6 protein-coding genes are annotated in these 11,533 nt (G+C 64.8%); all 6 read right to left on the bottom strand.

Going from position 1 to position 11,533, the window contains the following annotated elements:
* Positions 1–83: 83 nt before the first annotated feature.
* Positions 84–1,229, bottom strand: a complete 1,146-nt coding sequence (locus tag HG262_RS19450; protein ID WP_169272568.1) for a branched-chain amino acid ABC transporter substrate-binding protein — start codon at positions 1,227–1,229, stop codon at positions 84–86.
* A gap of 264 nt (positions 1,230–1,493) precedes the next feature.
* Positions 1,494–5,315: a trifunctional transcriptional regulator/proline dehydrogenase/L-glutamate gamma-semialdehyde dehydrogenase gene (gene putA, locus HG262_RS19445; protein WP_169272567.1), complete on the bottom strand. Its 3,822-nt coding sequence runs from the start codon at positions 5,313–5,315 to the stop codon at positions 1,494–1,496.
* Positions 5,316–5,459: 144 nt separating this feature from the next.
* Positions 5,460–6,092: a PqiC family protein gene (locus HG262_RS19440; RefSeq protein WP_169272574.1), complete on the bottom strand. Its 633-nt coding sequence runs from the start codon at positions 6,090–6,092 to the stop codon at positions 5,460–5,462.
* 20 nt (positions 6,093–6,112) lie between these two features.
* Positions 6,113–7,783, bottom strand: a complete 1,671-nt coding sequence (locus HG262_RS19435; protein ID WP_169272566.1) for an MlaD family protein — start codon at positions 7,781–7,783, stop codon at positions 6,113–6,115.
* Between the two features lie 52 nt (positions 7,784–7,835).
* Positions 7,836–9,176, bottom strand: a complete 1,341-nt coding sequence (locus HG262_RS19430; protein ID WP_169272565.1) for a PqiA/YebS family transporter subunit — start codon at positions 9,174–9,176, stop codon at positions 7,836–7,838.
* Complete coding sequence (clpA, locus tag HG262_RS19425; protein WP_175216760.1) at positions 9,176–11,506, bottom strand: ATP-dependent Clp protease ATP-binding subunit ClpA; 2,331 nt, start codon at positions 11,504–11,506, stop codon at positions 9,176–9,178. The genes HG262_RS19430 and clpA overlap by 1 nt, the downstream gene beginning before the upstream one ends.
* Between the last annotated feature and the right edge of the window lie 27 nt (positions 11,507–11,533).

Genomic DNA, 11,533 nt, shown 5'->3' with positions numbered 1-11,533 from the left:
CTTTGTCCGCGCACGCCGGGCGGCGCGTGCGGACAAAGTGGGCGGACGCTGGCGCAGCCGGCATCCGCCTGGTTCAACCCGCCTTAGTTGGCTTGGCTGACCATCGTTTCAACCATCTCCCACTTGCCGTTCTTGACTTCGTAGATGGTGACCGAGATTTCCTTCAGATCGCCCTTGGCATCGTAGGAAATGTGCTCGCTGGTGGCGCCCTTGCGGTTCAGCTTGGCCAGCACGGGCAGGTACTTCTCGGGCTTGGCAGAACCTGCCTGCTCAATGGCGGTGATCATGTTCCACGCGCCGTCATAGGCATAAGGCGCGTACACGCCGGGGGCCTTCTTGAAGCGCGCCTGATAGCGTTGCTCGAAGTCCTTGCCCGCGGCCATCTTGTCCAGCGGCACGCCGGCAAGCGAGGCGAAGGTGCCGTCGGCGGCGTCGCCCGCCAGCTTGATGAACGTGTCGCTGCGGGTCATTTCACCCGAGACCAGCGGCGCCTTCAGGCCCAGCGTGGCCAACTGGCGCTTCATCGGGCCGGATTGCGCATCCAGGCCGCCGTAGAAGATCGCGTCGGGCGCCGAACCCTTGATGTTAGTCAGGATGGCCGTGAAGTCGTTCGCCTTGTCCGTCGTGTATTCCCGGCGAACCACTTCGCCACCGGCAGCCTTGACGGCCTTTTCGACTTCGTCGGCCAGGCCCTGGCCGTAGGCGGTGCGGTCATCGATGATCGCGACTTTCTTGGCCTTCAGGTTCTGCACCATGAACTTGCCGACCGCGGCGCCCTGCTGGGTGTCGCTGGTCATCATGCGGAACGTGGTTTCGTAGCCCTGCTTGGTGTATTCAGGCGACGTCGCCATGGCGATCTGGGGCAGACCGGCCTCGTGGTAGACGCGCGACGCGGGGATCGTCGTGCCGGAGTTGAAGTGGCCCAGGATGCCCACGACCTCCTGGTCGACCAGTTGCTGCGCCACCTGCACGCCCACGCGCGGATCGGCCTGGTCATCGCGCGACACCAGCACGAACTTGGCCGGCTGGCCATCAACCTTGATGCCCTTCTTGTTCGCTTCTTCCAGGGCCAGGTTCAGGCCGTTCTGCATGTCTTCGCCGTAGTGCGATTGCGGGCCGGTCAACGGCGCGGCAAAGCCCAGCTTGATGTCGGCGGCGTGCGCGGCGGCCGTCATGCCGACGGCGGCGATGCTGGCGGCGAGAAGCTTCAAAGTGGTGCGGAACTTCATGGGGAATCCTCCGGGATGTCGGACTTAAGGCCTTGTTATACCTGAGCTTTTAGCCAGGCTTTTGGTTTCTTTTACTACCGCAGCCCCGGCGGTGGCCAGGTGCTACGCATGCATTTTCTGCAAAGTCCGGATGCCGGGTTGCGACATCCAGGCTTGAGGTGCGACCGGATTTTGCTTCCAGTGCAACCTTGCCCGATATTGGAGATAACCCTCGGTTACTCGACGGTAACTCCCGGCCCGCCGGGAGTTACCGCATGGTCACGTTCAGCCGATGGTCATGAGGCTGGCGTTGCCGCCCGCCGCAGCCGTATTGACGCTGATGGAGCGCTCGGTCAGCAGGCGTTCCGGCACGTATCCGGCCCCCGCCGCCAGTGCGTCGGACGTCAGGCCATGCACCGACAGGATGGCGCCCGGACGCTGCGCGATGCGCTGGTTCAACGCCTGCAGCGCATCGCCATCGCCTTCGAACAGCACGGCCTGGTAATCCGCCTGGTCCACCTCGTCGTCGGCCAGGATGCCGGCCTGCCCCTGCTGCTCGGCATCCAACGTGGCCAGCAGCGCCTGCGCGGCCGGCGTGTCCGCGAACCAGGCGTGGTTGCCCGTCAAACGGGCCACCGACCACTGCGCCCGCGCGCCGGCCTCGGTGGCCGCCACGCAATACACGGCGCCGCGCGGTTCGACCATATAGGTATTGGTCTCGCCTGTCGGGCCGGGCAACGCAATGCGCTGAGGCAGCGGCGCGGCGGCGTCCAGCGCCGGCGGCAGGCCCGTCGGACGCGTGCCCAGCAGGCGGTACATGTACAGCGGGCCGCCCGCTTTGGGGCCGGTGCCGGACAGGCATTCGCCCCCGAAGGGCTGCACACCCACGACCGCCCCCACGATATTGCGGTTGACGTAGACGTTGCCGGCGTGGACCTGCCCCGTCACGTGCGCGATCGTTTCGTCGATGCGGGTATGCACGCCGAACGTCAGGCCATAGCCGGTGCCATTGATGGCGTCCAGCAAGGCGTCCAGCTCCTCGCGTTTGTAGCGCACCACGTGCAGCACGGGACCGAACACTTCACGCGTCAGTTCGCTGATGTGTTCGATTTCAATGATGGTGGGCGGCACGAAGGTGCCATGGCGGCATTCGCCGTTCAGCTCGACCTGATCCACGCGATGGCCCGCCGTGCGCATCGTCTCGATGTGCCGCTGAATGCCATTGCGTGCTTCGGTATCGATGACGGGGCCCACGTCAACCGACAGGCGGTCCGGATTACCCACGCTGAGTTCGCGCATCGCGCCGCGCAGCATCGTCAGCACGTGGTCGGCATTGTCTTCCTGCACGCACAGCACGCGTAGCGCCGAGCAACGTTGGCCGGCCGAATCGAAGGCCGAGCTCAGCACGTCGAACACGACCTGTTCGGACAGCGCGGACGAGTCCACCACCATCGCGTTCTGGCCGCCCGTTTCGGCGATCAGCGGAATGGTATGCCCGTCGTCGTCCAGGCGGTCGGCCAGCGTGCGGGCGATGATGCGCGCCACGTCGGTCGATCCGGTGAACATCACGCCGCGCACGGCGGGGCTGGCCACCAGTTGGGCGCCCACGGTCTCGCCACGTCCCGGCAACAGCTGCACGGCGCCGGCCGGCACGCCGGCCGCGCGCAGAATGGCGACGGCTTGCGCGGCGATCAGCGGCGTCTGTTCCGCAGGCTTGGCCACGACGGTATTGCCGGCTGCCAAGGCAGCCGCGACCTGGCCCGTGAAGATGGCCAGCGGGAAATTCCAGGGGCTGATGCACAGCACGGTGCCCAGCGGGCGGTGCGTGTCGTTGCTGAATTCCTGTTCGGCCTGGTCGGCGTAATAGCGCAGGAAGTCCACGGCTTCGCGCACTTCGGCGATGGCGTTGGGCAGCGATTTTCCGGCTTCGCGCACGATCAGGCCCAGCAGGGTCTGCATCTGCTCTTCCAGCAATTGCGCCGCACGGCGCAGGCACTGCGCCCGTTCCGCCACCGGCGTCGACTGCCAGATGGGCGCCGTGTTGGCGGCGGCGCGCAAGGCGGCGTCGGCCTCGTCAGTGTGCGCCTCGACCACATGGCCCACGACGTCGCGCAGGTTGGCGGGGTTGCGCACTTCAATGGCGCGCGCCGCATCCCATGCCTCGCCGCCCTCGCCCAGCATCGGGCCCGCACGCCACGGCGTGCCGGCGCTGGCCAGCAACGCAGCCGACAGCGATCCCAACCGGTGCTCGTTGGTCAAGTCCAGGCCCGCCGAGTTGGCGCGGGCGCCCTGCTGCGGGTTGCCGTAGAGTTCGCGCGGCAGCGCGATCTTCTCGTGCGGCGCGCCCAGCGGCACGATGCGCGAAGCGGCCTCCACCGGATCGGCCACCAGCGTTTCGACCGGAATGCTGTCGTCGCCGATCAGGTTCACGAACGAGGTATTGGCGCCGTTTTCAAGCAGGCGGCGCACCAGGTACGCCAGCAGCGTTTCATGCGTGCCGACCGGCGCATAGATGCGGCACGGGCGGTTCAGCTTGCCTTGGGCCAACGGGCCCACCACTTCGTCGTACAGCGGTTCGCCCATGCCGTGCAGGCACTGGAATTCGTATTGGCCGGGATAGTAGTTCTGGCCGGCCAACTGATAGATCGCCGCCAGCGTATAGGCATTGTGCGTGGCGAACTGCGGATACACGGCTTCGGGCGCGCCCAGCAGCTTGCGGGCGCACGCCAGGTACGCCACGTCGGTATACAGCTTGCGGGTGTAGACGGGATAGCCTTCCAGGCCGTCGACCTGGGCGCGCTTGATTTCGCTGTCCCAGTAAGCGCCCTTCACCAGCCGCACCATGACGCGGTGGCGGCTGCGGCGGGCCAGGTCGATGACGTAGTCGATGACGAACGGCGCGCGCTTCTGGTAGGCCTGGATGACAAAGCCGATGCCGTTCCAGCCGTCGAGCTCGGGCGCGAAACAGAGCGCCTCCAGCAGGTCCAGCGAGATCTCCAGGCGGTCGGCCTCTTCGGCGTCGATGTTCAATCCGATGTCGTAGCTGCGGGCCAGCGCCGTCAGCGCTTTCACACGCGGCAGCAATTCCGCGATAACGCGTTCGCGCTGGCTGCGGGAATAGCGCGGGTGCAACGCCGACAGCTTGATCGAGATGCCGGGGCCTTCATAGATGCCGCGGCCGGCCGCCGCCTTGCCGATGGCATGGATGGCCTGCTCGTACGACGCGTAGTAGCGGTCGGCGTCTTCCGCCGTGGTCGCGGCCTCGCCCAGCATGTCGTAGGAATAGCGGAAGCCGCGGGCTTCCATCTTGCGGTTGTTGGCGAGCGCCTCAGAGATCGTCTGGCCAGACACGAACTGTTCGCCCATCATGCGCATGGCCATGTTCACGCCTTTGCGCACCAGCGGTTCGCCGCCCTTGCCGATCAGCCGGGTCAACGCCTTGGACAGCGACTGCTCGCTGCTCACGGCCACCAGCTTGCCGGTGATCATCAGCCCCCAGGTGGCGGCGTTGACGAACAGCGATTGCGAACCGCCCATGTGCGACTTCCAGTCGCCGCGGGCGACCTTGTCGCGGATCAGCGCGTCGCGCGTCGCGCGGTCGGGAATGCGCAGCAGCGCTTCGGCCAGGCACATCAGCGCCACGCCTTCCTGACTGGACAGCGAGAACTCCTGGATCAACCCTTCGACGCCGCCGCCGCTGCGCTTGCCGCGCAGCTTCTTGACAAGGTCGGAGGCCATCGCGTGGACCTTCTCCAGGTTCGGCATGCGGGCCTGGCCCAGCAGCAGCGGAACGCATTCCGGCTCGGGGCGGCGATAGGCCGCGGTGATCGCGGCGCGCAGCACCGACTGCGGTTGCACGTCCTGGCCGAACTCGTAGAACGGCGGCGTGGGCGCCGACTGGGCGTCGCCCGTATCGTCTTCCGTGCCCGCATCGATGCCCAGGTGCGACATTTCCGCAGGCAAGTGGCCGCGCTCGATCTTGTCCAGATAAGCAAGGATCGCCTGCTTGTGCAGCCAATGCGGCGTGCAATTGAGCTTGTGCGCGGCCGCCTTCAGGCGGTCGCGTAGTGCGTCATCGACTTTGACGCCAAGGGTCGTGCTGGCCATAAGAGATTGCTTCCTGTCGCATGGCAAAGGTAATACTGGATTCGGAAAGAACCCAGCATGGGTAGGACCGTATGCTAGACAGGTTGCAACCGCGTTTGTATTAAGGTTAACCCTAGGTTAACCACTTGAGATCACGCAGAATTCTCAGTCCTTCAGGGCCGAGCAACCCAGCATCTGCACGGATCCGGTGCCGGCGGGGGCCTGGCCCCGCATGGCCGAGGCCATCACGCCGGCCAGGCTGACCACGGCGCGCTGCTGGGCGGCGATCAGCGCCGGGACGCCGGCTTCCGAAACGGATTCCGTGACCAGGCTGCGGCACAGCAGGCCCGAGCCCTTCATATTGACGGGCCGCACGCGCCAAGTCGCGTCCAATTGCGCCATGCTGCCGGACACGAGGTCGAAGCGCTGCACGTCTGTCTGCACCCGCCATACGGCCGCGCCCGGCCCCGGCTTGACCGCCTGCACGTCCAGCGCGCCCAGCTCCCGCTTCAGCGCATCCGACAGCGCGCCGCGCAACTCGTCGCCCAGCGGCGAGCTCCACCGTTCCGAATACAGCGCAGACACGCTGCCGTCGCCGGTGCGCACCATCAACTGCGGTTGATCCGCCTGGGTCGACAAGCTGACAGGCTGGACTTCGATCAGGAAGCCCGCCGGGGTGGCGGCCGACGCGGGCGCCGGGGCGGCCGGCCCTTGCAACGTGTAGTAGTGCACTGGCGGCGACGAGCCGCAGCCCGCCAGGGCAGCGCCGGCAACCAGCAGGGACAGGACGGTACGCATGGGGGAAATAGTCATGTTCTTCAGTTCCTGACAGGGCCTGCGCCGGGAATCGGGTCATTGCCGCGGCCACGCAGCAAAGCTTCAGGGTTCGATTGCAGGAAATCGGCCAACGCCCGCAGCGAACGCGCCGCGCGGCTCAGTTCCTGCATCGCCTTTTCGGTATTGACCGGCAAGGACGCGTCCGAGGCCAGCATCGCATTGATGTTCGCCATCGATTCCCTGGCCTGCTTCAGCATGCTCTGCGCTTCCGGCGCCACCTGCTTGTCCAGGCGGTTCATCAGCTTGGACGTGCTGGACAACGTCGTACGCAGGTCTTCGCCGATTTTGTCGAACGGAATCTTCTCGATCTTGGCGACGATATTGCTGACCTGCTGCTGCAACTGGTCCAGATTGCCCGGAATCGTCGGGATGATGGCCGGATCGGACGGCTTGAACTCCACCGGCTTGGCATTCGGGAAATCATCCAGCACGACGTACAACTGGCCGGTCAGCAAGTTGGACGTGCGCAACTGCGCGCGCAATCCGTGCTTGATCATCACGCCCAGCAAGCGGTTGCCGGCCACGTCGCCTTCCTTCGCCGCCCGCTCGCGCACTTCTTCGTACACGCGGCCCAGGCGTTCCGGATACAGCGTGGCGTCCACCAGCGAATAAAAGCGCTTGGAGACCGGGTCGAAGTCCAGGTTGATCTGCGTAACGTTGCCCAGCGTGATACCGCTGAAGTCGATCGGCGCGCCGACCGCCAGCCCGCGGATCGACTGGTCGAAGCGCATGCGAATCGGGAAGGCTTCGCCGTCCGGATTGGCCTTGGCGGCCGACTCCGTGGGATACAAGTCGAATTTGGCATCGGCGGGCGCCGGCGAGGCCCCGTCGCGCGCGCTTTGGACGGGCTCGAACGCCACGCCGCCCACCGCCATCGACACGAGAGACTGCGTGCGCACCTTCAGTCCGTCCGCGTTGACGCTGAAGTCCACCCCACTGGCATTCCAGAAGCGCGTGCCGTTGGTCACGAACTTGTCGTTCGGCGCGTCCACGAACACTTCGACATTCACGGCACCGCCCGTCTTGTCCAGCGCATAGCCGATGACGCGGCCCACATTGATGCGGCGGAAATAAACCGGTGAACCGATGTCCAGCGACCCCAGATCCGACGCCTTCAGCATGAAGCGCTTGCCGGCGCGGTCATGCGTGACCGCGGGCGGAATCTCCAGCCCTTCGAAATGCAGCTTGGTCGCCTTGGTGGTGGAGCCGTTCTTGCCTTCAACCGCGTCCACGCCGATATACGCGCCCGACAACAAGGTGCCCAGGCCCGACACGCCGCTCACGTCCAGCCGTGGCCGGACCACCCAGAAATTGGTGCCCTCGCGCGCCAGATCGGCCACGTCCTTGGCCAATTCGGCCTGCACAACCACCTTGCTGCGGTCTTCGTTGAAGCCGATGGATTTGACGGTACCGATGTTCACGTCTTTGTAGCGCAACTGGGTCTTGCCCACTTCCAGCCCATCGGCCGTATTGAACGAAATGGAGATGTCGGGACCGGCCTGCATCCAAGTGCGCACGACCAGCGATATGCCCATCAGCGCAGCCACGATCGGCACCAGCCAGATCCATGAGATCCGGCTCTTCTGCTTGCGCGTGATGGTCGGCGATTGGTACTGCTTTTCCTCACCGGATCCAGGAGCTTGGTCGGACATCAAATTTCCTTTTTTCTTCTTGAGTGGGGAACCACGGTTGCTGCGAGCCCACTTATTTGCTTGTTACCGGCGCCACTTGCCGCGGCGCTTGCTGCCGCGCCCGCGCCGGGGGAGCGCTTCCCTCGACCTCAGGCGCGTCGATCTCGCTCTCGTCTTCCAGATCCCAGCTGCGCCTCAGGTCGAAACTCATGGCGGCCAGCATGGTCAGAATCACCACCACGCCAAAGGCCGCGGCGCCCGCCCCAGCGCTGATTTCCATCAGTCCCTGGAAATCGGCCAGGGCCGCCAGCAATATAACGACAAAAACGTCCAGCATCGACCACTGGCCGATGAACTCGACCATTTGATACAAGCGGGTGCGCGGGCGCAAATTGGTCGTGCTGCGCCATTGTTCGGTCAGCAGCAGCAGGATCAACGCCAGCAATTTGGTCAGGGGCACCGCCACGCTCGCAATGAAGACGATCAGCGCAATGTCCCAGGACCCCATCTGCCATAGCTCGACCACACCGCCCAGGATGGTGTGGGCACTGTCGCCCAGGACCGAACTGACCTGCATGACCGGCAGCACGTTGGCGGGAATGTAGAACACCACCGCCGCCAGCAGTAGCGCCCAGGTGCGGGCCAGATGGTCCGGTTTGCGATAGTGCACGACTGCGTCGCAGCGCACGCAATGGTGTTCTTCTTCGGGGTCCGCATCACGCGGCAGCGCCTGCACCTGGCCGCAGACATGGCAGCCGGCCAGCACCGTGTCCGGCGTGCTTTCGGGGACATGCACGGGCACCACGCCCGACGATTCCGCATAACGCCACAACACATGCGGCGACAGCCGCCCCAGCATCGTCAGGAAAATGGTCAACACGCCGAAGGCGCCCAGTCCGATGCCCGGCGACACCGCCGCCATCCCGGCCAGCTTCACCACCGCGACCAGCACGCCCAGCAGGAACACGGGCACCATGCACCATGGCCGCAGCGCGCCCAGCAGGCGCATCGCGCCTCGGAACGCGGCAGGCTCGCGGCCTTGCGACAAGGGCCCCAGCACCCAGAGCAGCACCGTCAGTTGCAGCAGCGGCAATGCAAAACCGGCCAGACCCGTCATGACGGCGACCACCCAATGGCCTTGGCGCCAGGTGATGGAAATAGCATCCAGCAAGGACGCTTGCTGCAACATGCCCTGAACGGACATGGAAGCGACCGGATAGGCGTTGGCCACCCCGAAGATGATCAGGGCGGAGATGGCGAGGGCCAGCCAATTGGACAAAGTAAGCCCGCTGTATCGCCAGAGTATGGCTCCACAGCGGGCGCAATTGGCAGTCTCTCCAGGTTCAAGCTGATGTCGGCGATAAACGCTTGCGCAGTGTTCGCACTCGATCAGCGGCTGGTGATCCGCGGTCATCAATCGATCAGTTCGACTTCCTGCTTATCCGGCGCATCCGACGACGGCGGCTTGCCGCTGTCGTCGAAGTCCAGCGTCACCTTGCCCGCATCGTCCAGGTCGACCGTGACCGAACCACCGTCCACCAGCTTGCCGAACAACAGTTCGTCGGCCAGCGCGCGGCGGATGGTGTCCTGGATGAGACGTTGCATGGGACGTGCGCCCATGAGCGGGTCGAACCCCTCCTTGGCAAGGTGTTCGCGCAGTTTCGTGGTGAACACGGCTTCCACGCGACGCTCATGCAATTGGTCTTCCAGTTGCATGAGGAACTTGTCCACCACGCGCAGGATGACCTCGCGGTCCAACGCGGCGAACGGAATGATCGCATCAAGGCGGTTGCGGAACTCAGGCGTGAACATGCGGCGGATTTCCGCCATTTCATCGCCCAGCATCCGCGAATTGGCAAACCCGATCGACGGCCGGTTCAGGGTTTCGGCGCCCGCGTTCGTCGTCATGATCAGGATGACGTTGCGGAAATCCGCCTTGCGGCCGTTGTTGTCGGTCAGCGTGCCGTGATCCATGACCTGGAGCAGGATGTTGAACACATCCGGATGCGCCTTTTCGATTTCATCCAGCAGCAGCACGCAATGCGGCTGCTTCGTGATGGCCTCGGTCAGAAGGCCGCCCTGGTCGAAGCCGACGTATCCTGGCGGCGCGCCGATCAGGCGCGACACCGCATGGCGCTCCATGTATTCCGACATGTCAAAGCGCAGCAGCTCGACGCCCAGCGTGAATGCCAGTTGGCGCGCCACTTCGGTCTTGCCCACGCCGGTGGGACCCGACAGCAGGAAGGCGCCGATCGGCTTTTCCGGCTTGCCCAGGCCCGAGCGCGCCATCTTGATGGCCGCGGCCAGCGCGTCGATGGCGCCATCCTGGCCGAACACGACCGTTTTCAGGTCGCGGTCCAGCGTGGCCAGCTTGCTGCGGTCGTCGTTCGAAACGGACTGCGGCGGAATACGGGCGATCTTGGACACGATATTCTCGATATCCACCTTGCCGATCACCTTCTTCTGGCGCGAACGCGGCAAGAGGCGCTGTGCGGCCCCTGCTTCGTCGATCACGTCGATGGCCTTGTCGGGCAGATGCCGATCATTGATGAAGCGCGCGGACAGCTCCGCGGCGGCCGACAGGGCCGCAGCCGAATACCGGACGCTGTGGTGCTCTTCGAAACGGCTCTTGAGCCCGCGCAGGATCTGCACGGTCTGCTCGACGCTGGGTTCGGGCACGTCGATCTTCTGGAACCGGCGCGACAGCGCGTGGTCCTTTTCGAACACACCGCGATATTCCGTATACGTGGTGGCGCCAATGCACTTGAGCTGCCCGGAAGACAGAGCGGGCTTGAGCAGATTGGACGCGTCCAGCGTGCCGCCCGAGGCCGAACCGGCGCCGATCAGCGTATGGATCTCATCGATGAACAGGATGGCGTCAGGGTTGCCGCGGATCTGCTTGAGCACGCCCTTCAGACGCTGTTCGAAATCGCCGCGGTACTTGGTGCCGGCCAGCAGCGCGCCCATGTCCAGCGAAAAGACCTGGGCGGCCTGCAGGATTTCGGGCACTTCGCCGCGCGTGATGCGCCAGGCCAGGCCTTCGGCGATGGCGGTCTTGCCCACGCCCGCCTCGCCGACCAGCAGCGGGTTGTTCTTGCGGCGGCGGCACAACACCTGGATCACGCGCTCGACTTCATGCTCGCGTCCGATCAGGGGATCGATGCGGCCCGCCAGCGCGGCGGCGTTCAGGTCGGTGGCGTATTGGTCAAGGGGCGACTGACGCGATTCGCCCTGCTCTTCACCATTGGTCTGCTGCTCTTTCTGCACGGCGGCGGACTCCACCTGGGGCTGTTTGGTAATGCCATGCGACAGGAAATTGACCACATCCAGCCGTGTCACGCCCTGCTGTTGCAGGTAATACACAGCGTGTGAATCCTTTTCGCCGAAAATAGCCACCAGCACATTCGCGCCGGTGACCGGCTTCTTGCCGGTGCCGCCTGCGGAAACGTGCATGATCGCGCGCTGGATCACGCGCTGGAAGCCCAGCGTCGGCTGCGTGTCGACCTCGGCGCCGCTCGGGATCACGGGTGTGTTCTCCGAGACGAATTGGCGCAGGTTGCGGCGCAAGTCGTCCAGGTTCGCCGCGCAAGCGCGAAGGACCTCGACTGCCGAAGCGTTATCGAGCAGTGCCAACAGCAGGTGCTCGACGGTAATAAATTCGTGCCGGGCCGAACGGGCCTCGACGAAAGCCATATGCAGGCTGACTTCAAGCTCTTGAGAAATCACGCTTCCTCCGTATTGCATCGAAGCGGTCAAATACACGATTCATAT

Source organism: Achromobacter sp. Bel, assembly GCF_012928505.1.
In the GTDB taxonomy this organism is placed as follows: Bacteria; Pseudomonadota; Gammaproteobacteria; order Burkholderiales; family Burkholderiaceae_B; genus Achromobacter.
Note: the sequence above shows the minus strand (reverse complement) of the source record. Positions and strands in the feature narration are given on the sequence as shown.

Bases quoted from the DNA above. Each gene is read 5' to 3' on its own strand.
- HG262_RS19450 (WP_169272568.1), bottom strand. From the start codon at position 1,229: ATGAAGTTCCGCACCACTTTGAAGCTTCTCGCCGCCAGCATCGCCGCC.
- putA (WP_169272567.1), bottom strand. From the start codon at position 5,315: ATGGCCAGCACGACCCTTGGCGTCAAAGTCGATGACGCACTACGCGAC.
- HG262_RS19440 (WP_169272574.1), bottom strand. From the start codon at position 6,092: ATGCGTACCGTCCTGTCCCTGCTGGTTGCCGGCGCTGCCCTGGCGGGC.
- HG262_RS19435 (WP_169272566.1), bottom strand. From the start codon at position 7,783: ATGTCCGACCAAGCTCCTGGATCCGGTGAGGAAAAGCAGTACCAATCG.
- HG262_RS19430 (WP_169272565.1), bottom strand. From the start codon at position 9,176: ATGACCGCGGATCACCAGCCGCTGATCGAGTGCGAACACTGCGCAAGC.
- clpA (WP_175216760.1), bottom strand. From the start codon at position 11,506: ATGCAATACGGAGGAAGCGTGATTTCTCAAGAGCTTGAAGTCAGCCTG.